This window comes from Flavobacterium sp. 103 (assembly GCF_003096795.1).
In the GTDB taxonomy this organism is placed as follows: Bacteria; Bacteroidota; Bacteroidia; order Flavobacteriales; family Flavobacteriaceae; genus Flavobacterium.
In genome coordinates, this window is sequence record NZ_QENX01000001.1 from 80,094 (window position 1) to 103,924 (window position 23,831).

The window sequence follows — 23,831 nt, forward strand, 5'->3', positions numbered from 1 at the left end:
TTTCCAGTTTAATGTTTCAAGTTAAGACGTCTTCAAACAAACCTCTTTTAAACCTGAAACTTTAAACTTTAAACCTGAAACAAAATAACAATGACTGAAATAAAAATATTTTGCCCTGCCACCATTGCGAATCTTTCGTGTGGTTTTGATGTACTCGGACTTTGTTTAGCCACTGCAGGTGATGAAATGATTGTTCGTAAATCAGATGTGAAAGGAGTTCGTATTACTAAAATTGTAGGTGCGGACTTACCATTGGAAACCGAAAACAATGTAGCTGGAGTTGCTGCTTTGGCAATGCTGGAAGAAATTGAAACCGAATTTGGTTTTGAGATCGAGATCTACAAACACATAAAAGCAGGAAGTGGTATTGGTAGTAGTGCTGCCAGTTCAGCAGGTGCGGTTTTTGGAATCAACGAATTGTTGGGACGTCCTTTTACTAGAAAAGAATTGGTAAAATTTGCCATGCAAGGCGAAAAATTAGCCAGTGGAAATGCCCATGCAGATAACGTTGCCCCTGCCCTTTTGGGAGGTTTTACATTGGTAAGATGTTCAAATCCCTTGGATATTATCAAAATTGAAAGCCCATCAGAATTATACGCCACAGTGGTCCATCCACAAATTGAACTAAAAACATCGGATGCACGCTCGGTATTGAAACAAACTGTATCCCTAAAAAGTGCCATTACCCAATGGGGAAATGTAGGCGGATTGGTAGCAGGATTATATACTCAGGATTATGAGTTAATCGGTCGCTCTTTACACGATGAAATCATAGAACCTATTCGCTCTATGCTGATTCCGGGATTTGATTTAATCAAGCAGACCGCTTATGAAAATGGAGCTTTGGGTTCAGGAATTTCGGGTTCTGGCCCTTCAATTTTTGCCTTAAGCAAAGGAAAGGAAAACGCCGATAAAATTGCCAAAGCAATGAGTGCCGTTTACGAAGAAATGAATTTACCTTATGAAATTCACGTTTCTAAAGTGAATGATGAAGGAATGAAAATAATAAGTTAGCAGTAAAAAGTTAGCAGATTAAAATAATTTAAGAATTATGATTAACGATTTTTGATTTGTGATGTAACTTCTGTTGCGAAAATCTTAAATCAAAAATAGTTAATCTACAATCAAAAATCACAATGAAATATTACAGCTTAAACCACAATGCACCCAACGTTTCTTTTCAAGAAGCGGTAATACAAGGATTGGCAACCGATAAAGGGTTGTATTTCCCAGAAACCTTAACGCCATTAGCAACAAGTTTTTTTGAGACTATCGACAGTTTATCTCACGAAGAAATCGCTTTTGAAGCGATTAAACAATTTGTGGGAGACGAAATCCCTGCCGAAACTTTAAAACAAATCATAGCCGAGACTTTGTGTTTTGATTTCCCATTGGTGGAAATTGAAAACGGAATCTATTCCCTTGAATTATTTCATGGTCCAACTATGGCGTTCAAGGATGTAGGTGCAAGATTTATGTCTCGTTGCTTAGCCTATTTCAACAAAGACAACAAAAACAATAAAAATACAGTGCTTGTAGCGACTTCCGGAGATACGGGAGGAGCTGTAGCCAGTGGTTTTCTTGGCGTAACTGGTGTTGATGTCGTGATTCTTTATCCTTCGGGAAAAGTGAGTGACATACAAGAAAGACAATTAACAACTTTGGGTCAGAATATAAAAGCGCTTGAAGTAGATGGTGTTTTTGATGATTGCCAAGATATGGTCAAAAAAGCATTTCTTGACGAAAGCTTAAGCCATATGCAATTAACATCTGCCAATTCGATTAATATTGCGCGTTGGTTACCACAAATGTTTTACTTTTTCTCTGCATACAAAGCATTGAAAAAACAAAACAAACCATTAGTTTTCTCTTGCCCAAGCGGAAACTTCGGAAATATTTGTGCGGGTATTATTGCTAAGAAATTAGGATTGCCTATCGAGCATTTTGTGGCTTCCACCAATGTTAATGATACCGTTCCTAGATTCCTTGCCAACGGAATTTACGATCCAAAACCATCTATTGCCACTATTTCGAATGCTATGGATGTTGGGAATCCAAGCAACTTCATTCGCATTCAAGAGATGTACCAAAACGATTTGGAACAATTCAAAAAGGATTTTAGTTCATATACATTTACCGATGCTGAAACTTTGGTAGCAATGAAAGCCATTCATAACGAAAGAGGCTATATCGCAGAACCACACGGCGCTGTTGGATATTTAGGATTGAAAAAAGAATTGCAAAACATACCAAACGCAATTGGTGTTTTCTTAGAAACGGCACATCCTATTAAGTTTTTGGATGTGGTGGAACCAGCTTTAGGAGTTACTTTGCCTCTACCAACACAAATAGAAAGCGTGATGAACAAAGAGAAAGTGAGCGTAAAAATCTCAACTTATGATGAATTGAAGGCTTTCTTGAATTCAAAATAATTCTTTCAAAAAAAAGGTTTTCAAACCACATAAGTAATATAAGACCATTTAAGTTTTGCTAGTGATTAGTGAAATTTAAATGGTTTTCTTTTTATACAAAAATAATCTCAGCTCAACTAAGTATTCGCTGTTATGCTTAGCGAAATCTCCCGACTTCACCACACACTCAGAGCTAACAATACAAATCAACAATCAAAATAACATCCTGCTGTAGCAAAGAAACACTAGCATTTATAATAAAACGACACTCACCTACAAACAAAAAATTTAGCCAAACAGTAAAATTTAATTCAAAAAATATTAAATTTAACTCTCTAAAAAAGAACGTTATGGCAAATAATAAAGTTACACTTCACAGAGTTTTTTCGGCACTTCCTGAAAAAGTTTATAAAGCATTCACAGATGCTGATGCAATGGCATCGTGGTTATCTCCTTATGGTTTTCTCTGTAAAGTACATAGTATGGATGTTCAAATTGGCGGGAAATACAAAATGTCGTTTACAAATTTTACTACAGGTAACAGTCATTCATTTGGTGGCGAATATTTGGAAATTATACCTAATGAACGATTAAAATATACAGACGTGTTTGACGACCCAAATTTACCGGGACAAATGATTACCACAATCGAACTACGAAAAGTACTATGCGGTACAGAACTTTTTGCAACACAAGAAGGAATACCTGATGCAATACCAACTGAAATGTGTTATTTAGGCTGGCAGGAATCATTAGATAAATTAAAACGTTTGGTAGAACCAAATATTCCAGATGCTTAACTTAGTAAAACTAAAAAATTAAAAAAATGGCAAAACAAATTTTTATCAATTTAGCAGTAACTGATTTGCAAAAATCGATGGCCTTTTATACTGCATTAGGCTTTACAAACAATCCTCAATTTTCGGACGACAGTGGAAAGTGCATGGTTTGGTGTGAAAACATTTTTGTGATGCTTTTGACACACGAAAAGTTTTCAGGCTTTGCTACCAAACCTATTGCAGACACAAAATCAAGCGTAGCAGGACTTTTTTCATTATCGACTGAAAGTGTTGATGAAATGAACAGCATTATGACAAATGGACTAAATGCAGGCGGAACAGAGCCGAGTGAAATGAAAGACTATGGTTTTATGCAACAGCGAACTATCGAAGATTTTGATGGACACACTTGGGAAATTTTCTATATGGATATCTCAAAATTCCCAACAGCATAGGAAGACATAACGTAAAACAAATAATTGACTTTCAGACAACTCAAAAATACTATGACCTTAATTGCAATATTCTTTCCGTTTGTTTCTTTCTTTTTGAGAGGCAGAATACTCACCTCTATTCTCTGCCTGATTTTGCAAATAACTTTAATTGGCTGGATTCCCGCAGCAATTTGGGCTGTTATTTCATTGCAAAACTCAAGAGCTGATAAACGCAACAATAAGCTCATTAGAGCATTGAAAGTAAAATAGCGGACAGTAATAAAGCATAACTAAAAAACACTCCATATGTTTATTATTTCATTATCCTATAAAAAAGACATCAGTGAAGTAGATAAATTTATCGAAGCACATATTCAATTTTTAGACAAATATTATTCGGAAAAGAAATTCATTTTTTCAGGAAGAAAAAATTCAAGAACAGGAGGTATCATATTAGTTCGTAATGTGGACAGAGATACCCTTCAGGAAATTATTAAGCAAGATCCTTTTTATCAAAATGAAATCGCTGACTATGAGATTACCGAAGTAATCCCGACCAAATATGATGAAGACTTTGCTCTTTTTATATAAAGAAAAAACTTTAATAAAACCTTCTTCATTACTTGTAAAAAGAGCCTAAAACAATTACTATTTTCTATTTTGGGTTTACGCTCAAATTATAAAAATAATTGGAGTTACAAAACCAATTCTTCAAATAAGCGTTGAATGGTTTTATCCAAATCCGTACAAAAACCCGAATGCGGTCTGGAAGTTTGAATCGCCGAACTTCGGATAGCGGTCAGCCAACGAAAACGAGACGGAATATCGAACTCGCCAATTGGTCCTCCGCCTTTTCCTCCGTCTGCAATCTTTTGAAAAGAGGCTAAGTTTAATTCGAGTTGTTCCAAATCAAAATCTTCCGAAAACATCAACAATTTAGCCTCATTAACAGAATAGAGCATTTTTATGAATTTGGCGCTTTTGCAAAACAGAATAATGCCTACATTCAGGAATTCTTCGCGTTCTACCCTTGGCACAACGCGAATAACGGCATATTCATATAAGTTTTTCTCTTGCATTTTGGGCTTCATTTATAAAAATTTCTGAATGATTCAATCTCGTCCATAAAAACTGAAAGTAAACGGCTCTAATTTCGTCAGGAGTTTGTTCGGTATCTTCCCAATGGAGCCAATCTTCCGGAATGTAATCGACAATATCCTGCAGTATTTCTTTGGTAAGCAACTTTCTAAAAACAACATCAGTTGCTGCCAATTCGGTTGCTTGAGGCAATAAAACATGGTCTTTTATTAAGGCAAAAGGACTTTTGGCATGCGTTTCCCAAGTATTCCAAGAATGATGAAAATAAAGTGACGCTCCGTGATCAATGAGCCATAATTCTTTGTGCCAAATAAGCATATTGGTATTTCGGAAAGTACGATCAACATTGGTAATAAAAGCATCCAACCAAACGATTTGCGAAGCCAAGTCCGCAGGCAGTTTTGTCACAACGGGATCAAAAGTAATGGCTCCCGACAAAAAATGTAGTGCCAAATTGAGCCCTTGGCTTCCTTGCAATAAATCCTGAATTTCCTCATCCCCTTCGGTACGGCCAAAGGCTTCGTCGAGATTGGCAAATACCAATTCGGGCATTTTAAGATTTAGAACTCTTGCGATTTCACCGCCTATGAGTTCGGCAATCAAAGCTTTTACACCGTGTCCCGCACCCCTAAATTTCAAAACATATTTAAAATCATCATCCGCTTCGGCAAGAGCAGGCAACGAACCACCTTCCCGCAGAGGCGAAATATAGCGCGTAACATTTACGGTTCTTAATTCAAGTGGTTTTCTCATAGTATGATTTTACGAACTACAAATTTACAAATTACTGCTCTTCGATTCACACTTTCTGGAATAACGTTGCTTATTTTGTCTTGTAAACAAAAAGCAATCCACAAAAAATTATTTACTTGACTGACTTTTTTCTATTGGTTTAAATAAAAAATTAGATTCTTTGAATTCCAATGTCCCTTTCACATAGAAGGGTATTGTCATATAGGTCGAAATTATTCCTGTTCCCTGTTTTAATTTTTGATTCTTTTCCAGTAAAACAAAAGGGACTCTTTTTATGTCTCCACCATAAGATCTGTAACAAAAGTCACCTCTCAATGTGTCTCCAATACGATTTCCACGAACGGCTCCAGAATCTTTTCCTAAAAGTCCATATTGGATTTCATATTCACCATAAAAAGTATTTTTTGTAAAAACTAATGATAGATAAGCTGTTGAATCTCCTTTTGAAACTTTGTAAAATTTTTTAATAGAACTGTTTTCTCTCTTGTTACAGCTATGCAGCAAAAAAATCACAGCTACCACAAAAAACATTTTTTTTACTATATGTTTATTTGTTCCCATTTCCATCGAATAAATTGACAGGGCAAATATAAAATATCAATAAACAAGCTTGACTTTTTTTTGTAATTTCCAACAAGCTTCTTCCCAAATTAAATACCAGTGGGTTACTTATTTGAAGAAAAAAAACAAAAATCGCTGACAAAAAACTATTAATTGAAAAAGATTTAAGTTTTACCAATTCACTAATAGATATCAATGTCAATTTTAATAGGGCATCATTGAAATTATAGCTATATTTTAAGACATCACCCCTGCTCCTGAAAAGGCAATATCCCTAAATAATGCTTTTTTTAAAGCAATTAATTATTCAATGAAATAATAGACAAAACTCTGTTAAAATCCTTTGACTTTATTGACGTTTAAATATATATTTACAAATATGAAAACAGCTCGTAGAATAGCACTTTACACCCTTTGCTTACTACTAACCCTTTCTTGGGTTACGCCGTCTGTTTCAAATATTATAAAAACATCCACCGAAAAAAAAATTACCGATAAAAAGGAAGCAATGCCAGAAAACAAATCGGAAGTGGAGGAGAAAAAAATTGAAATAATTTTAGACTTTCCAACTCCTTTTAACATTCCTTTTCAAACTATAGTTTCAACAGACTTTTACTTTAGTAAGGGGACTGCCCTACCACAATCGGTAATCTTGGATTTATCAAATCCACCTCCCGAATTTCATTTATTTGCCTAAGATCAACTTCCGAAACTAATTAGCTTCGGAAAAACTTTTATACAATTAAATTAAAATTCAAACATATATGAAAACGATATTCACGATTGCACTCACTTTGTTTACCTCATTTCTATTTGCTAACTCTCATATTATTGTAAAACAAAATGGAGAAAAACTTGAAGTAAATTATGTAACCACCAAAAACAACACTGTTTATTATTCAGTTCCTGGAAACAGTACCCTAAATGAAATAAGTCTTTTTGCCATTGAAAAAGTAATTGATAAAAAAACAAACAGTTTAATTATTGATAACAACAAAATAGATGTTTCTGGAAAGGCAGGATATAAAAAAGTACAATTTTTAACAAAAGATCAAACAACTGGTTTACAGCAAGGAGCGATTTTAAAAACCATAATTCACAAACCAAAAGGATTCACAAAATCAGATTGGATTGCAGAAGCTTCGACAAATATAAAAAAACAGGCCGCAAAACAGGGTTTTCCTTTTGTAGTGATTACCAAACAAACCGATTCAAAAATAGAAGTTATGACATACACCTATTAAACAGAACTTTTAAAAGAAACCAAAAAGAGACAAGTCATTAATTCTTGTCTCTTTTTTGTACGCGAATAATTTATTAACGTTTAATTTTCCAAACTCAAATAGGCTCTCCCAATATTTGCAATAATATCCGACGCAATAAAAGACTGATAACCCGTTTCGGGCAAAGCGATATCGGCGGTTAAACCGTGGAGATAAACACCTAATAGAGCTGCATCGATAGGTTTATAAGATTGCGCCAAAAGACTCGTAATCATCCCTGTCAGGACATCGCCGCTTCCGGCTGTGGCCAGAGCAGCGTTCCCAGTTGTATTTACATAAATCATTTCGCCGTCAACAATGTAAGTTGGCGCGCCTTTCATCACAATCACAACTTGATTTACTAGCGAAAAAACGACAGCCTTGCCAAACATTTCCTCTTTGGTATACCATTTCCCTATCAATCGTTCTAATTCTTTTGGATGCGGAGTCAAAATAGTTCTAGGCGAAACCAAAGCTACCCAAGACGGGTTATGTGACAAAATATTCAGGGCGTCGGCATCGATAACGAGCGGAAGACTTGTATTCGACAAAAAATCGTGAAGTGCTTTTTGAGTTGCCATTTTTTGTCCCATTCCGGGACCTATCCCTATTGCATTGACATCCAAATTCAGGGCAATCTCCGAAATATACTTTTCATGATCATCCGTCACCACCATCACTTCGGGAACGGAAATTTGTACAATATCATACCCGCATTGCGGTACAAAAGCGGTAACCAATCCGCAACCCGTTTTCAGCGCCGCTTTCGATCCCAAACACACAGCACCTATCTTTCCATAGCTCCCGCCAATGATCAAAGTATGCCCCTGCATCCCTTTGTGGGTATATTTGTCAATGGTTTTGTAGCGTTTTAGAATTTCATTACGATCAATCAGAATAGGACTATTCATAAGATGTATTTTCCATTAAAAGTACGAAATTCTGAAACCAAATTTTTAAATTATATCTTGTTTTAAATTCTAAAATCTCTTACAGGCAATCATTCAACTATACTCCGCAGATTCAGAAATCAATTGTAAACATTAACTTATTGTTCGGTTAACATTACAGACGTGGAATTAAAATATTTTTGCGATATATTAACAAAACAAATATTTTAATGAAAAAACTATTCCCAATCGTCATTGCACTACTTTTTGCTTTTAATGCCAATAGCCAATCCAAGAACTACGCCTCTCTAAAAGTGAAAATCGCCAACCTTGAAGTCGATTCTTTGGTTATTATCTCATACAAAAATCCAAATTTCAAAAAAGTTATCAAAATCGATAGCGACGGGACTTTTAAAGACACTTTGAATGTACGAGCTGACAAATATTATATAAGCAATTGTTCGAATGTTTTTCCTAATGGGATCTATCTAAATAATGGATATGATCTAAAGATTACTGTTGATGCTAAAGCCCCTGGAAAAACCATATCTTTTAGTGGAAAAGGTGCTACAGAAAATGAATTTGTCGTGACTTTTTCCAAAAATGAAGAAAATTTTGATTACGAGTCGTTAATGCAATTGGACCAATCTGCATTTGATAAACAAACAGAACAAATACGATTGAATCTATTTGCTACCCTTGACAAGAAAAAATACGCCTCTGATTTTGTTGTTTACCAAATTGGTTATTTAGACAACTTCATCGAAATGAAAACCCAAGCATATAAAACCATTCTGGAGGAGCGAAAATAAAAATCTGTTTGCAAGAATAACTTTGGCTTTGCCACTATCTATAATTCTTCCCTAGCTTTCGATGTGTACATACTCTGTTACATTCTACGACAAAACATCACATCGATAATCAAAACTACTGAGAAATAAGTTTTCACTCAGTAGTTTTTCTTTCTAAAAGTGTCTCAATCTGCAAAAAAATAATTAAGACCAAAAAAATAACTTCTATTCTCTTACAATTATTATGCTTGCTTTATAACCCTTTCCAACATTCCATTGGTCTGACATTACGCTAACTCCTTTATCGTCATAAACTTCAAATTGTGCAGTATTGGGAGGAGCAAAGCCTTCATTCAAAGCTTCAATGTCTATTCTGTTAACACCTTTCTCAAGCTTTATTTCAAATTCTTTATAATCGCCCTCCAAAACAACCTCCGGGACAATTACTTTATTATTTAAAAATACTCTTATGTAGTCCCCATCCAAAAACGCAGCATCACGATAACGTATTTTAGATGTTAAAGATTTAGTTTTTATACTACCTAAATATTGATTTTTTCTATAATAAACACCTTCTGTATTAGCCTCTTTTTTATAGTAATTGATGTCATTAAAAAGCTTTTTTGGATCAACTAGCGAAGAATCAGGTTTTTTCACGATATCAGGCGGCGTAACTTTTGGTGAGATTTCTTTAGGAGGAATCTCTTTTTTCTTTTTGGTTTCTTTGGGTGGAATTGGTTTGTATTTAGCATTAAATTCTTCCTGGGCATATCCACTCAAGGATATTCCAATCATAATAACAAAAAACAATATCCTTTTCATATAAATGAATTATTTATTAGCGTTCCAATTGCTATACTTTTAATTAATTTGAATATTTTCAAAACCATTTAACAAATACAATCGGACTCTATTTAGATAACAGACTTTTCATGGAATTTATTGCATTTTTCTCAAGAAATGTGATTCTAAAATTAACTCACTGACTTATTTTTTCAATTCTAAAAGAAAAAGAATACTTATATGCCTGAACCAATTTAAATTTCCCCTATAACACAAAAATGCTAATTACCAATGCATTGGGATATATAAAAAATTAGAAATCAATTCTTCTAAACTCCATTCTTTTCTTTAGCATTAGTCTTACTTTTTCGTTTACCATTCAAAAAAAATCATTTTGGGTTAGAAATCTTGGAATATTTATAAGAACTTTGCACGCTTTTTGTGAACACACAAGCAAATAGCTTTTTTAGAAATTATAAAACGATCATCAACTGATGAAGAAGAAAATAGAAATTTTAGCCCCCGCAAAAGATTTAATTCATGGTATAGCAGCCATTAACAGTGGTGCCGATGCCGTTTATGTTGGAGCTCCCCAATTTGGTGCCCGTTCCAATGCCACCAACTCTATTGAAGATGTTGCAGCCTTGGTGCAATATGCCCATTTATATAATGTTCCTGTTTTTGTGGTTATGAATACCATTCTGTACGATAACGAATTGGAAACTTGCCGTCAGATGATTTGGAAATTGTATGATATTGGAGTTGATGCTCTTATCATTCAGGATATGGCTATTATGGAAATGGACTTACCTCCTATCATTTTACATGCCAGTACGCAAGCCAACAACAGAGATGCCGACAAGATGAAATTTTTGGCCGATGCCGGAATCAAACGTGTGGTTTTGGCTCGTGAATTGAATTTACACCAAATCAAAGAAATCAGCAACGCAACCGATGTGGAGTTGGAATTCTTTGTTACCGGAGCTTTATGTGTTTCTTTCAGCGGTAACTGTTATATGAGTGTTGCTAACGGAGAACGTAGCGCCAATCGTGGTTCTTGTGCCCAAAACTGTCGTTTACCATACAACTTAATTGATGGTCATGGAGAAACGCTAATTAAAAACACTCACTTACTTTCAATCAAAGATTTTGATGTTTCAAACGAAATTCCAAATTTAGTGGAAGCTGGAGTTTGTTCCTTCAAAATTGAAGGACGTTTGAAAGATATCGTTTATGTAAAAAACAACGTTTCTTACCTTAGACAAAAACTGGATGCTTTCTTGGCTGATAATGACAAATACACCAAAGCTTCTTCAGGAAAATGTACTTATACTTTTGATTCAGCATTGAATCGTACTTTCAACCGCGGTTATACTGATTATTTTGTCAATGAACGTCACGCCACTATTGGTTCTTGGGAAAGCCCAAAATCAAAAGGGCAATACATCGGTAAACTAATCCGAACCGTTGGGAATGCCTATGAAATTGAAAATGGCCATGTATTGAACAATGGTGACGGTTTGTGCTACATCAATGAAAATAACGAAGCCGACGGTATTTACGTAAATAAAGTCGAAAATGGTTTGGCTTATCCAAATGTATTAAAAGAAGTAAAAGAAGGGACTTTTATTTACCGAAATAATGATGCCGCTTTTATCAAAATCGTTGAACGTGAAGACAGTGCTGTCCGTAAAATAAGCACTTCATTGTTATTATACGAAAACGAAACTGGTTTTGAGTTACTTGCAACCGATGAAGATGGAAACGTGAGTACTGTTCAATTGGTTCATCCAAAAGAACAAACCAAAAATAATCAATCCATCGAGGAAAACATCAAAGCGCAATTGGCCAAAACAGGATTTACGCCTTACACAGCCGATGAAATAACCGTTCAGTTTACGGATAATTGGTTTTTACCTATTTCAAAAATCAATGAAATGCGTAGGACCGTTTACGAACAACTGTCTGAAATCCGTTTGAAAAATTACAAACGAGAAGAACGCAAAATCGAAAAAACATCTCATCCCTACCCAGAAACCAAATTGGATTTCATGTATAATGTTTCGAATAAACTGGCAAGAAAGTTTTATGAACGACATGGAGTGACCGAAATCGAGAAAGCATTTGAATTGCAATGGGATCCTGGAAAATCGCGCGTGATGACAACCAAATACTGCATCAAATACGAATTGGCCAAATGTCCAAAATACCATAGAGACACCATGGAAACCAAATTGAAAGAGCCTTTGGTATTGAAACAAGGAGAATTGGAATACAAACTAAAATTCAACTGCAAACCTTGCGAAATGGAGATTTGGGAAAAAGATGCCGAATTTGAAATTGAAGAAGATTAAGATAGGATTTTCTTGTTTTAGATACAATCAAAGCTACAAAGTAAAGTGACCTTTATTTTGTAGTTTTTTTATGACCACATTTTGAATTCTTTTTAAAAAGCAAACTTCAATTAAGGAGCGCATTATTTAAAATCCTAAATTTGTCAAAACCAATAAATCAAACCATGAAAAATCTGTTAACTCCCCTATTCATTATAGCATTCGTATTGATTTCTTGCAAAAATGAAGCTGAAAACAAAGCCCCTAAAGTAATTGTTCCATTTTATCAAGTTGCCAATCAGCAACAAAATCAAACGGCAACTGCTCCCCAACCCAGTGCACTTTATCAGCAAAATGGTGTAAATAAAAATACCGCAAATCAGATACAAACTCAAACTCAAACACAAACTGTAGCTGCTCCTGTAAAAGTTGCCAAGGGAATGAATCCTTCCCATGGTCAGCCAGGTCACCGTTGTGACATTCCTGTAGGCGCACCTTTAAATTCTCCGGTTGCCACTAATTCAACAACTCCACAAGTCGTTTCAACTTCGGGGCAATCTTTGACTACAGCGAAAGGTATGAATCCTCCTCACGGTCAGCCAGGACACCGTTGTGATATTCCAGTAGGATCACCATTAAATTCTCCGGTAGCTACCGCTAAACCCGCAAGTCCACAAGGAGCTCCAAATTACATTGTTTCCCCTCCGACAACAACTGAGACTCCTGCTTCAACTCCTACAGAAACTACTCCGCCCGCAACTGTTTCTGGTCAATAAAATTTTATTTGGGCGTGTCCCTTCGTAAAAACTGCGGGTCGTGCTGTACGTTCCCGCTTTTTTTTGTCCCGTAAAAAAACAGGACAAAAAAAGAGCTCCACTTCCATCACTCACGCAAAACACGAGCATCCGGATTAATTGATTCTTTTTTATAATCAAAGATCAGTCGAAAGAAATACCATGACATTATTTAATTTAAATAACTAAAAACCAAATAACTAAATACATTTTTTTCTTAACTTTATAAGAGCAAAAAAATCAGATTCTACTTATACAAAAAACAGTATAACCCAATCTATTTTTTGTTCGTCAAAAATTTTTATTAAATTTTAAAATAGTGTAAAATGAAAAAAGTATTGTTCTTGACAGGCGATTTCACCGAAGATTATGAAACTATGGTTCCCTTTCAAATGTTAGAAATGGTTGGCTACACCGTTCACACCGTTTGTCCCGACAAAAAAAAGGGAGACACCATAAAAACGGCCATCCATGATTTTGAAGGAGACCAAACCTATTCTGAAAAACCGGGACACAACTTCACATTGAATTATAGCTTTAGTGACATAAAAGTGAATGATTATGATGGATTGGTTATTGCAGGAGGAAGAGCTCCAGAATATTTAAGATTGAACGAAAAAGTGATTGAAATCACTAAGCATTTTTTCTCCACCAATAAACCAGTCGCGGCCATTTGTCATGGTATTCAGATTTTAACTGCTGCCGATGTAGTGAAAGGACGAAAACTAACCGCTTATCCAGCCGTAGGTCCCGAAGTAACATTGGCCGGTGGAATATTTCAATCCATTCCTGTAGATGGAGCCTATGTAGACGGAAATCTGGTTACTTCACCCGCTTGGCCCGCACACCCAAGTTTCATCAGAGAATTTTTAAAAGTTATGGGAACCAAAATTGCAATTTAATTTTTTCCTACCAATTAAGTTTTCAAAGAAAGGAATTAAATAGTTAGTTTAAATAATACCATATAAAAGCTACAGCAAGAGTTTATTTTGTTGTAGCTCTTTCATTTTTAAATGATGCTACAGGGATAAAACCGCTACAATAAACTGAGCAATTCATTTTTATAGAACACTTTTTTTATCTTTGGAAACTATTGCAAATAGCTTAAAAAAGTAAAATATAAACATACTACAGAAAATGAAAAGAATTTCCCTAACCATTATTGTAATGCTTTTTGTGATCTTGTCGGTTTCGGCACAAAAAAAGGAAGTATGCAAAATTACCACTTCGTTAGGTGAAATCACGGTAGAATTATATCCCGAAAAAGCTCCGATTACGGTTGCCAATTTTTTAAAATATGTTGATGCACATTTATACGACAACTGCAGCTTCTTTCGAGCCGTGACGTTAAATAATCAACCCAAAGATTCGATAAAAATTGAAGTTATACAGGGAGGTGAAATTGATTCTACAAAAGTGTTTGCACCTATCCCGCTTGAAACTACAAAGCAAACGGGAATAAGTCATAAAAACGGGACCCTTTCTATGGCAAGAGACAAACCCAATTCGGCTACCACCAATTTTTTTATTTGCATAAATGACCAGCCTTCTTTAGATTATGGTGGAAAAAGAAACAAAGATGGACAAGGATTTGCCGCTTTTGGTTCGGTTATAAAGGGCATGGAAATCGTAAAAAAGATTCAGCAACTTCATCCCGAGCAGGATCAATATTTCAAACCCGAAATACGGATTATCTCCATAACAAGAAAGAAATAAGATATTGAATACTGTTTAAATTCTCAATTATTTAAAATAAAAACACCAGAATATATTAGCGCTATGATTACAATTGCAACACTAGAAGACGCATCTGCTTTAGAAAAATTAATTAACTCTGCCTACCGTGGTGAAACTTCCAAAAAAGGATGGGCCACCGAAGCGAATCTTTTAGAAGGCAAAAGAATCACTTTAGATGAGTTAGAGGAAATAATTAAAAACAAAGGCAATACGATTTTAAAATATACAGAAAATAATCAAATCATTGGATCCGTTTTGCTTTCCAATAAAGGAAATAAACTCTATTTGGGAATGCTAGCCATTTCACCTGAATTGCAAAATAGAGGCCTTGGAAAAAAACTATTACAAGAAGCCGAAGTTCATGCATTATCCTTGGGCTTAACCAAAATTGTAATGACCGTTATTACCATTAGGGAAAAATTGATTGAATGGTACAACCGTTATGGATATGTAGATACAGGAGTAAGAGAACCTTTCCTACTCAATGATTATGATGCTATTATTACAGACCAACATTTGGAATTTATGGTCTTAGAAAAAATACTTTAGCACTTTATTACCCATTGGTTATTATTTTATAAATTAGTAAAAAAAATATAAAATATGAAAACATTAGACCAATGGTTTGAAGAATATGCAGTAAGTCATCAAAATCCAAAAAACAAGGCCATACACTATATTTGTGTTCCTGCCATTTTCTTTTCTGTTTTGGGTTTATTGATGAGTATTCCAAGTGGATTATTGAATTCTATTTTTCATTTAAACCAACCTATTATTGAAAACTGGGGATTTGTAGCTTTAATATTTATTTCTATATTTTACATCAGATTGTCAGTGTCTATGGCTATCAAAATTATCATTTTCTCTTTACTTTGTTTGGTACTTAATTTTTACATCGGGCAATTCGTTCCTCTTTGGGCATTTTCAATTGGAGTTTTTGTTATCGCTTGGATTGGACAGTTTTATGGTCATAACATCGAAGGCAAAAAACCATCATTTCTGAAAGATATCCAATTTTTGATGATTGGTCCAGCTTGGGTTGTGCAAAATTTATTTTCTAAAAAATAGCCGTTTCACATATCTTCAAAAAAAAATTTTCCTTATCGTAGTCCTTTAACAATTCATTGTTTTAGGACTTTTTTTTTAAAATAAATTTTAACAGAAATCCTTTTTAAAGATTAAAAAAAGCTTACCTCCAAATAACTTACTAAATTACAATACTTTAAAAAATAAAAAATCGCAAAAACTTAGAGAAGTCATTTTGTTATAGTAAATAAATTATTACTTTTACTCACCCCGCATTGAACTATAAAACTCAATCTAATCAATTAATAATAAGGTTTTAGACAACTAAATTTCTTATTAATTAATTGCATTAACCAAAAACAAAACCAATGGACTTAACAAACAAACCAACACCAGGAGTTTTCATTAATGAAATAAATGCATTTCCAAACTCTGCGGTTGGAGTACCCACAGCAATACCAGCATTCATAGGATACACCCCTCAGGCCCTACACGAAGGAAAATCATATTTAAATGTACCCGTAAAAATCACTTCTTTCGCCGATTTTCAGGACATATTTTGCCTACCTGATCATCCCCTTCCTGCAAGTCCAACTAAACAATACAGTCCGGAATATTATTTAGTTCAACAAAAAAGTCAACCTGAGAAAGGAGATTTTATGTTGATTTTCGAAGCCTATTATTCTATAGTACCCGACCCTTACACCATTTATTACCTTTATAATAGTGTGAAACTTTTTTATGAAAATGGTGGTGGTGAAGCATATATTGTATCCGTAGGTACTTATGGACCGTCTTCTAAGAAACCGATGGATATTGACACCCAAATAGTAAATCCAAATGTAGTATTAAATGATTTACTTGAAGGCTTGCAATTATTAGTACACGAACCTGAACCTACACTTTACATTTGTCCAGAAGCCACTTTACTTAGTCTTTCAGAGAATGGAGAACTTATGGAAAGTATGTTGCTTCAATGCACTCAAATGCAAACCGCTATGTCGATTTTTGATATTATTGGAGGCAATGATCCCGATCCAATTTTATACACACAGGACATTTCAAATTTTAGAATAAATACAGGTTCGGTTGGATTAAATTATGGTATGGCTTATTATCCTTTTATTGGAACCGATCTAATGCAAAAACAGGATATTGATTATACCAACTTATTTGGTGGAGACGTAAAACAATTAGGTTCTGTCATTAATCCTGCGAGTAATCCAAACCCTAATATTGCGGCAATTATTGCAAACATTCAAAATCCAGCAAGTACATTAACTACAACTCAAAACAATAATGCGCTCTTGAATGCCAGTTTAGAATATTCGTACATTATAAAAGAAGTGGAACGAATTGCAAGTATACTTCCAGCAAGTGGTGCAATAGCTGGTGTAATTTCAATGACCGATAATCAAGAAGGTCCGTGGCAAGCTCCCGCAAATAAATCAATTTTTGGTGCAATTTCATTACCCATAAAAATATCCGAAAGCCAACAAGCCAACTTAAATGTTGATGTAGTTTCTGGAAAATCAATAAATGCAATACGAGTGTTCAATGAGCTTGGCATACTAATTTGGGGAGCAAGAACACTTGATGGAAACAGTCAGGATTGGAAATATATTCCTGTAAGAAGAACAATGATTTTCATAGAACAGTCCTGTAAATTAGCTGCTCAGGCCTATATTTTCCAACCCAATGACAAAAACACTTGGGAGGCTGTAAAATTGACCATTGCAAATTTCCTAACTGATGTTTGGAAACAAGGAGGATTGCAGGGTGCAAGTGCATCAGATGCATTTTCGGTTGATTGTGGTCTGGGAACAACGATGACAGGAGAAGATATTTTAAATGGTTATATGACTATCAGCATAAAAGTTGCAGTTGCACATCCTGCAGAGTTTATACTTATTACTTTGCAACAAAAAATGGAATCTGCCTCTTAATCAATCTTTTTAAAGTTTTAAAATACTTTTATGGATACAAACAATAACAGCATTGAAGATACTTCATGGCCAATGCCAAAATTTAGATTTGAAGTAGACTTTGGAACCGAACTTGCAAAAGTAGCTTTCCAGGAAGTAACAGGAATGGATGTTGAAAACCAAATAATAGAATATCGTAAAAATGACAGCCCGCTTTTCTCTGTAGAAAAAATGCCGGGAATTATCAAATACGGAAATATTACTATGAAGCGGGGTCTTTTTGTAAATGACAATACTTTTTGGAATTGGCATCAACAAGTGGTAATGAATACAATTAAAAGAAGAACGATTGTAATAAAATTATTGGACGAAAATGGAAATGTAACTATGCAGTGGACATTAAACAACGCTTGGCCAACAAAAATCACCAGCACCGATCTAAAATCAGACGGAAATGAGGTCGCCATTGATATGATAGAAATTGCACATGAACAATTAATTATTTCAAATGGATAATGATTATCATATATTTTTCTCTTAGCATTTTCTTCTCTAAACCTAGAGGTAATCTCAACAAATTAATATTCCATCCAATAATATAAAATCTAAACTAAATGAGTACAACAAGTGAGATATCCTACGGTGGAATTGTAACGTTTTCTATCAAAGTTAATGGAGAAACTATCCCTGACGAATTGAGTGTGTTCTCAATTCATATTGAAAAGAAAATAAATCGAATCCCAATTGCCAAAATAGTAATTTTGGATGGAGAGCCTAATACGGGACAATTTGAAGCTAGTTCATCAAGTACTTTTCTGCCAGGTGCTACTATTAGTATTGAAGCGGGATATGATTCTAAAAACGAAATAATTTTTAAAGGAATAATTACAAGTCAATCACTTTTAATAGATGGTTTAGTTGGGTCTGCACTGGAAATTGAATGTCGGGATGCAGCAGTAAAAATGATTGTGGGTCGAAAAAGCCTTACTTATGCCAATAAAAAAGACAGTGAAATCATTTCATCCATTATAGGAAGCTATTCGGGATTAACGTCGGATGTGACGGCAACAAATACAACATGGCCGGAACAGGTACAATATTATGTAACGGACTGGGATTATATCCTGGCGCTTGCAGAAGCAAATGGACTAATCGTCACAACTTTGAATGGCACGATTACGGTTAATAGTCCTGACAGCAATACTTCATCTGTTTTGAAAGTCACTTATGGAGATAACCTGATGGAGTTTAATGCAAAATTGAATTCCAGTACGCAACTGGGTAATGTAACATCTTCTTCTTGGGATTATAAAAATCAACAAATAGTAAATAGTCAGGCAATCCCTAATATTGCCGGATCCGGAAACCTTTCGACAAAAAAACTGTCAGAGGTTATTGGTCTTTCTACATTTCAATTGCAAACTTCGGCTGCACTGGAAACAACTGATTTAAACAATTGGTCCAAGGCACAAATAGTAAAAAGCGAATATTCTAAAATAATAGGCGAAGCCAAATTTCAAGGAACAAATCTGATTGATCCTGGAAAATACATGACTTTTAATGGTCTAGGAAATCGTTTTAATGGAGATTATCTAATTTCGGGTGTTGTTCATGATTTATCAAATGGTAACTGGGTTTCCAAAGTGAGTCTTGGTCTTTCCCCTAATTGGTTTACAGAAGAACCCGATGTAATGGCTCCACCAGCTTCTGGTCTATTACCAGGGGCAAGAGGCCTTTTGAACGGAACAGTTAAACAAATATTTGGCGACCCTGATTCTCAATATCGAATCCTGGTAGATGTTCCATTATTCGATACCAATGGAGCTGGTATTTGGGCCAGACTTTCCAATTTTTATTCCACAAATGGAGCAGGTGCCTTTTTTTTACCCGAGGTTGGAGATGAAGTGATACTTGGTTTTTTAAACGAAGACCCGCGCTTCCCCGTAATATTAGGGAGTTTGTACAGCAATTCAAAAATAAAACCTTTTGCAGGATTGGAGCCCAATGAAAAAAATTCAATAAAAGCCATTGTTTCCAAATCTGGAATTTCAGTTGAATTTGATGATGAAAATAAAATTTGGACGGTTGCCACGCCTAATAAAAATACTATCATCATTAGCGATAAAGACAAGCAAATCACAATTAAAGATGAAAATCAAAACAGCATCGTAATGTCCAGTAATGGTATTGATATGTCGAGTCCCAACAATATAAACATTTCGTCCCAAGAAAAAGTCACCATCAAAGGCACTATGGGTATCTCAATAGAATCCAATGGCGGTGATGTTGAAACAAAAGGAATGAATATAAAAGAAACCGCAACTATGCAATATACCGCTAATGGCGGAGCAACAGCCCAAGTATCTGGAGGAGCGGAATTAACGCTGAAAGGCGCGATGGTAATGATAAACTAATAACTATGCCAGCAGCAGCAAGACTTACAGATTTTCATGAATGCCCAATGGTAACATCAGGATTACCTCCTATTCCTCATGTTGGTGGGCCAATAATTGGTCCAGGTGAACCAACCGTTCTAATTGGAGGATTACCCGCTGCCAGAGTTGGTGATATGCTAGTTTGCGTTGGCCCGCCAGATTCAATTATAGGAGGTTCATCAACTGTAATGATCGGTGGAGTTCCTGCAGCAAGAATGGGAGATCAAACTGCTCACGGGGGATCAATTGTACTAGGAGCATTTAATGTTATGATTGGTGGGTAGAAAATTGAAAAAACATCAATTACAATACAACTTCTTACCACATAATAAAACGTAGTAATTAATGCAATCGATAAAATAAAATCACAAACAAAATACAAATTGCTAAAAATCAGATAATTAATTCATTTTTTATTAATTTTATATTCATTATATAAAAGATAATCAAAATGGAAAATAAAAAAATAATTACCGTGTTTGGTGCCACAGGAGCACAAGGCGGCGGACTTGCCAGAGCAATTTTGGCAGACAAAAACAGTGAGTTTGCTGTAAGAGTTGTAACCAGAGATGCTAATTCAGAAAAATCCAAAGCATTCGTTAAATTAGGTGCCGAAGTAGTTGAGGCCAACATCGATGATATCCAAAGCATTAAAAAGGCAATTGATGGAGCCTATGGAGCATATTTTGTTACTTTTTTCTGGGAACATTTCTCCGTGGACAAAGAACTGCAGGAAGTGAACAATTTTATTGAAGCTGCAAGGGAATCTCATTTGCAGCACATCATTTGGTCAACATTGGAAGACACCAGAAACTGGATGAAATTGGATGATGACAGAATGCCAACACTACATGGCAAATACAAAGTACCTCATTTTGATGGAAAAGGAGAAGCGGATCACTATTTTAGAGAAGCCGAACTACCTACCACTTTTTTGAGAACTTCATTCTACTGGGACAATTTCATTCATTTTGGCATGGGACCCCAAAAAGGAGAAGACGGCAATTATTATATTGCATTCCCAATGGATGACAAAAAATTGCCAGCCATAGCAGCAGAAGATATTGGTAAATGTGCATATGGAATTTTCAAAAAAGGAAAAGAGTTGATCGGAAAAACCGTTGGTATTGCAGGAGAAAAACTAAATGGAAATGAAATGGCCGAAAAACTTTCAAAAGCATTGGACAAAAAAGTACTTTTTAATCCCATAACTCCAGAAGCATACCGCAATTTTGGATTTCCGGGCGCCGATGATCTGGGTAATATGTTTCAGTTTAAAAGAGATTTTAACGATGACTTTAATGGCGCTAGAAATGAAAATTTTGCAAAAGAATTAAACCCTGAACTTCAAAATTTTGATATGTGGCTTTCTGTAAATGCGTCCCGAATTCCTATCGAGTAACAGTTATAAATAACTTAGAAAAATTAAAAAAAATAACATCCCACCTCATCCTGAAAGTAATCTTGTGATTTAAGTAAAAGTAAACTCTAAGTTTTATCAACATCAAAAAGAATAATCACATCATAGTATAAAAAAGAAGACATGAGAACAACATAGGAATAAACAACCAATAGAATATGGATACGGTAACACATACGCTTTTGGGAGCTGCCATTGGCGAAGTAATCCTCGGAAAAAGAATTGGCCAAAAAGCTATGTTTTATGGTGCTTTGGTTAGTAACCTTCCCGACATTGATGTTCTTGGAATTCTTTTCCTTAGTGATTCCCAACAATTATTATTTCACCGTGGAATTACTCATTCATTTTTCTTTGTCGCACTAATTTCCGCGTTATTGGGGTGGCTTTTCAAAAGAAGGTTTAGCGATAGTAACGCAAACTGGATGGATTGGACTTGGCTATCCATTATTGCACTGTTGTCCCATTTAGTATTGGATTCTTTTACCTGCTACGGTATAGGATTGTTTGAGCCTTTTAACAATGAAAAGATATCCTTCAATACCATTTTTGTGACTGACCCATTTTATACTTTACCTTTATTGATTGGTGTATTATTTCCCTTAATTGGAAAGAAATCACCTGATAAAACAAAAAAATGGAATACTATTGGATTAACGTTTAGTTCTTGTTATTTAATTTTTGCAATGTGTGTACATGTATATGTCTGGAAGGTTATGCACCAATCTTTTAAAGAGCAACAATTACTTTCAGACGAATTCACCATTACTCCAACTCCACTAAATACCTTTCTTTGGATGGGTTATTCCCATGACAGTAATGGTGCATGGATTGGATATTACTCCATTTTTGACAAACAGAAAAAAATAGACTTTTACAGAGTGCAACGAAATGATTCTTTGATTGCTTCTTTTGAAAAGGACATCATGGTAAAGAATTTGAAACAACTTTCGAAAGGAAACTATATTATCACCAAAGAGGATTCCATTTTATATTTCAACGACATCCGATTTGGTCAGGTAAGCGGATGGAATAAAGCGGATGGCCCATTTGCTTTTAAATTTAACCTCAACAAAAATGCTGATAATAAAAGAGCTCTGAACAGAATAAAATATAAAGAATCAACTTATGAATGGTTTGCCATATTAGTAAACAGAATTGAAGGAAAGTAAATTGTAATACATATTTTTAATACTGATGGAAGAACAAGAAATCCAAACATCAAACTATTGTACAAACAATGTCTGTAAGGAAAAGACAACTCTTGTTCACAGCGGAGAAGATTATTTTTTGCGTGCCAGAAACATTATTTTAAATGCACAATTAGTGATTCATATTCAAATGTACATTTTTGAAAATGATGCTACGGGTTTGGATATTATCAATGCCTTAAAAGAAACAGCCATTAGAAATGTAGAAATCTTTTTACTTCTTGATGGATATGGCTCGTACTCGTTCTCGCGGTTAATTATGAAAGAACTTAAGCAGTTGGGTATTAATATCCGATTCTTTTCTCCTTTTTTTTCCGGAAACAATTTTTATATCGGCCGAAGACTGCATCATAAAATAATTGTTGCCGATGGAACTATAGCCCTTATTGGCGGACTCAATATTTCAAACAATTACAGAGGAACAACAATAGGAAGTACATGGCTTGATTATGCCGTCCAAATTGAGAACGATGAAACAGCAATGCAATTGGAACAATTGTGTCAAAATATCTATTTCAAACATAAAAGAACACACAGACTAAATTTGCAGCCTGTTTCCTATTTGGATAATGAAACCACCGTTACCGTTCTACAAAATGATTGGCTGAAAAGAAACGATGAAATTACAATCGCTTATGTCAAATCAATTCAAAAAGCACAAAAAGAAGTCATAATCGTTGGCTGTTATTTTCTACCTGGTCAAAGATTTACAAAAGTCCTTAAAAAAGCGGCCAAGAGAGGTGTAACAATAAAACTTATTTTATCTGGAATTTCAGACATTCCATTAATGCAGCGAGCAACCTATCATTTATATTCTTCTCTTCTTCAAAACAACATTGAATTGTACGAATGGGACAAGTCCGTTCTACATGGCAAAGCAGCTTTGGTAGATAATAAATGGGTAACTATTGGCTCTTTCAATTTGAATCATTTGAGTTCCTATGGAAGCATCGAAACGAATGTAGCTATAGAGTCCACAAAATTCGCCAAAACACTGGCATCCGATTTAAACGCTGTAATTTCTCAGTGTGAAAGAATTACTCTCGAAACTATGAAACGAAAAAACAGCCTTTTTGCAACAATTGCAAACTGGCTTTCCTACCAGTTTATGAGAACAATTTTTATAATCATAACTTATATCACTTACAATAGGTTCTTGAACAAGTACAGGGAAGAAGACTAAGAAGCAAA

General features: G+C 34.9%; 27 protein-coding genes. 22 read left to right on the forward strand and 5 right to left on the reverse strand.

What is annotated here, in order from left to right; translation table 11 throughout:
* The first annotated feature begins 90 nt into the window (after positions 1 to 90).
* The 6 genes from C8C85_RS00335 to C8C85_RS00360 all read left to right on the forward strand — a co-directional run bounded on the left by C8C85_RS00335 (position 91) and on the right by C8C85_RS00360 (position 4,215).
* Positions 91 to 1,014, forward strand: coding sequence for a homoserine kinase (locus tag C8C85_RS00335; protein WP_116795286.1), 924 nt, complete (start codon positions 91 to 93; stop codon positions 1,012 to 1,014).
* A gap of 122 nt (positions 1,015 to 1,136) precedes the next feature.
* Positions 1,137 to 2,432 carry a threonine synthase gene (gene thrC / locus C8C85_RS00340; protein WP_116795287.1) on the forward strand — a complete coding sequence of 432 codons (1,296 nt, stop codon included), beginning with the start codon at positions 1,137 to 1,139 and terminating at the stop codon, positions 2,430 to 2,432.
* A gap of 329 nt (positions 2,433 to 2,761) precedes the next feature.
* The gene (locus tag C8C85_RS00345) at positions 2,762 to 3,211 is read left to right on the forward strand and encodes an SRPBCC family protein (protein ID WP_116795288.1); all 450 of its coding nucleotides are present in this window, start codon (positions 2,762 to 2,764) and stop codon (positions 3,209 to 3,211) included.
* A 26-nt stretch (positions 3,212 to 3,237) separates the two neighbouring features.
* Positions 3,238 to 3,645, forward strand: coding sequence for a VOC family protein (locus C8C85_RS00350; RefSeq protein ID WP_116795289.1), 408 nt, complete (start codon positions 3,238 to 3,240; stop codon positions 3,643 to 3,645).
* A 51-nt stretch (positions 3,646 to 3,696) separates the two neighbouring features.
* Positions 3,697 to 3,894: a YqaE/Pmp3 family membrane protein gene (locus tag C8C85_RS00355; protein ID WP_116795290.1), complete on the forward strand. Its 198-nt coding sequence runs from the start codon at positions 3,697 to 3,699 to the stop codon at positions 3,892 to 3,894.
* 36 nt (positions 3,895 to 3,930) lie between these two features.
* Positions 3,931 to 4,215, forward strand: coding sequence for a YciI family protein (locus C8C85_RS00360; protein ID WP_116795291.1), 285 nt, complete (start codon positions 3,931 to 3,933; stop codon positions 4,213 to 4,215).
* 104 nt (positions 4,216 to 4,319) lie between these two features.
* Here the strand turns inward: C8C85_RS00360 and C8C85_RS00365 are convergent, their stop codons facing one another.
* From C8C85_RS00365 to C8C85_RS00375, 3 genes are all read right to left on the reverse strand, one after another.
* Positions 4,320 to 4,703, reverse strand: coding sequence for a DUF3037 domain-containing protein (locus C8C85_RS00365; RefSeq protein WP_116795292.1), 384 nt, complete (start codon positions 4,701 to 4,703; stop codon positions 4,320 to 4,322).
* Positions 4,681 to 5,475 carry a HipA family kinase gene (locus C8C85_RS00370; RefSeq protein ID WP_116795293.1) on the reverse strand — a complete coding sequence of 265 codons (795 nt, stop codon included), beginning with the start codon at positions 5,473 to 5,475 and terminating at the stop codon, positions 4,681 to 4,683. Before C8C85_RS00370 ends, C8C85_RS00365 begins: the two co-directional genes overlap by 23 nt.
* Positions 5,476 to 5,583: 108 nt before the next feature.
* Positions 5,584 to 6,036, reverse strand: coding sequence for a hypothetical protein (locus tag C8C85_RS00375; protein WP_133243366.1), 453 nt, complete (start codon positions 6,034 to 6,036; stop codon positions 5,584 to 5,586).
* Between the two features lie 379 nt (positions 6,037 to 6,415).
* Between C8C85_RS00375 and C8C85_RS00385 the strand changes: the two genes are divergently transcribed.
* Positions 6,416 to 6,733 carry a hypothetical protein gene (locus C8C85_RS00385; RefSeq protein ID WP_116795296.1) on the forward strand — a complete coding sequence of 106 codons (318 nt, stop codon included), beginning with the start codon at positions 6,416 to 6,418 and terminating at the stop codon, positions 6,731 to 6,733.
* Positions 6,734 to 6,800: 67 nt separating this feature from the next.
* Positions 6,801 to 7,280 carry a hypothetical protein gene (locus C8C85_RS00390; protein WP_116795297.1) on the forward strand — a complete coding sequence of 160 codons (480 nt, stop codon included), beginning with the start codon at positions 6,801 to 6,803 and terminating at the stop codon, positions 7,278 to 7,280.
* Positions 7,281 to 7,360: 80 nt separating this feature from the next.
* Here the strand turns inward: C8C85_RS00390 and C8C85_RS00395 are convergent, their stop codons facing one another.
* Positions 7,361 to 8,209, reverse strand: coding sequence for an NAD(P)H-hydrate dehydratase (locus C8C85_RS00395; RefSeq protein ID WP_116795298.1), 849 nt, complete (start codon positions 8,207 to 8,209; stop codon positions 7,361 to 7,363).
* Positions 8,210 to 8,418: 209 nt separating this feature from the next.
* Between C8C85_RS00395 and C8C85_RS00400 the strand changes: the two genes are divergently transcribed.
* The gene (locus tag C8C85_RS00400; RefSeq protein ID WP_116795299.1) at positions 8,419 to 9,000 is read left to right on the forward strand and encodes a hypothetical protein; all 582 of its coding nucleotides are present in this window, start codon (positions 8,419 to 8,421) and stop codon (positions 8,998 to 9,000) included.
* A gap of 204 nt (positions 9,001 to 9,204) precedes the next feature.
* On the opposite strand, the gene C8C85_RS00405 is transcribed toward C8C85_RS00400, so the two are convergent.
* On the reverse strand, positions 9,205 to 9,801 hold the full coding sequence (locus C8C85_RS00405) for a hypothetical protein (protein WP_116795300.1): 597 nt from the start codon (positions 9,799 to 9,801) through the stop codon (positions 9,205 to 9,207).
* 455 nt (positions 9,802 to 10,256) lie between these two features.
* Here C8C85_RS00405 and C8C85_RS00410 point away from each other — a divergent pair, with 455 nt between their 5' ends.
* The 13 genes from C8C85_RS00410 to C8C85_RS00470 all read left to right on the forward strand — a co-directional run bounded on the left by C8C85_RS00410 (position 10,257) and on the right by C8C85_RS00470 (position 23,823).
* On the forward strand, positions 10,257 to 12,116 hold the full coding sequence (locus tag C8C85_RS00410) for a peptidase U32 family protein (protein WP_116795301.1): 1,860 nt from the start codon (positions 10,257 to 10,259) through the stop codon (positions 12,114 to 12,116).
* A gap of 164 nt (positions 12,117 to 12,280) precedes the next feature.
* Positions 12,281 to 12,871: a hypothetical protein gene (locus C8C85_RS18520; RefSeq protein WP_243412016.1), complete on the forward strand. Its 591-nt coding sequence runs from the start codon at positions 12,281 to 12,283 to the stop codon at positions 12,869 to 12,871.
* A gap of 344 nt (positions 12,872 to 13,215) precedes the next feature.
* Entirely contained in the window at positions 13,216 to 13,791 is a 576-nt protein-coding gene (locus C8C85_RS00420) for a DJ-1/PfpI family protein (protein ID WP_116795302.1), read from the forward strand.
* 235 nt (positions 13,792 to 14,026) lie between these two features.
* Positions 14,027 to 14,605, forward strand: coding sequence for a peptidylprolyl isomerase (locus C8C85_RS00425; RefSeq protein ID WP_207786911.1), 579 nt, complete (start codon positions 14,027 to 14,029; stop codon positions 14,603 to 14,605).
* A gap of 63 nt (positions 14,606 to 14,668) precedes the next feature.
* A complete protein-coding gene (locus C8C85_RS00430) occupies positions 14,669 to 15,175 on the forward strand; it encodes a GNAT family N-acetyltransferase (protein ID WP_116795303.1) in 507 nt (168 codons plus the stop codon).
* Between the two features lie 54 nt (positions 15,176 to 15,229).
* A complete protein-coding gene (locus C8C85_RS00435; RefSeq protein WP_116795304.1) occupies positions 15,230 to 15,694 on the forward strand; it encodes a DUF962 domain-containing protein in 465 nt (154 codons plus the stop codon).
* Between the two features lie 326 nt (positions 15,695 to 16,020).
* On the forward strand, positions 16,021 to 17,598 hold the full coding sequence (locus C8C85_RS00440; protein ID WP_116795305.1) for a phage tail sheath family protein: 1,578 nt from the start codon (positions 16,021 to 16,023) through the stop codon (positions 17,596 to 17,598).
* 30 nt (positions 17,599 to 17,628) lie between these two features.
* On the forward strand, positions 17,629 to 18,093 hold the full coding sequence (locus tag C8C85_RS00445) for a phage tail protein (RefSeq protein ID WP_116795306.1): 465 nt from the start codon (positions 17,629 to 17,631) through the stop codon (positions 18,091 to 18,093).
* Between the two features lie 98 nt (positions 18,094 to 18,191).
* Positions 18,192 to 19,991: a type VI secretion system tip protein VgrG gene (gene vgrG / locus C8C85_RS00450; RefSeq protein ID WP_116795307.1), complete on the forward strand. Its 1,800-nt coding sequence runs from the start codon at positions 18,192 to 18,194 to the stop codon at positions 19,989 to 19,991.
* Between the two features lie 5 nt (positions 19,992 to 19,996).
* Positions 19,997 to 20,296, forward strand: a complete 300-nt coding sequence (locus C8C85_RS00455; protein WP_116795308.1) for a PAAR domain-containing protein — start codon at positions 19,997 to 19,999, stop codon at positions 20,294 to 20,296.
* Between the two features lie 167 nt (positions 20,297 to 20,463).
* Positions 20,464 to 21,414: an NmrA/HSCARG family protein gene (locus C8C85_RS00460; protein ID WP_116795309.1), complete on the forward strand. Its 951-nt coding sequence runs from the start codon at positions 20,464 to 20,466 to the stop codon at positions 21,412 to 21,414.
* 176 nt (positions 21,415 to 21,590) lie between these two features.
* Positions 21,591 to 22,601: a metal-dependent hydrolase gene (locus C8C85_RS00465; protein ID WP_116795310.1), complete on the forward strand. Its 1,011-nt coding sequence runs from the start codon at positions 21,591 to 21,593 to the stop codon at positions 22,599 to 22,601.
* Between the two features lie 25 nt (positions 22,602 to 22,626).
* A complete protein-coding gene (locus C8C85_RS00470; protein WP_116795311.1) occupies positions 22,627 to 23,823 on the forward strand; it encodes a phospholipase D-like domain-containing protein in 1,197 nt (398 codons plus the stop codon).
* The last annotated feature ends 8 nt before the right edge of the window (positions 23,824 to 23,831 follow it).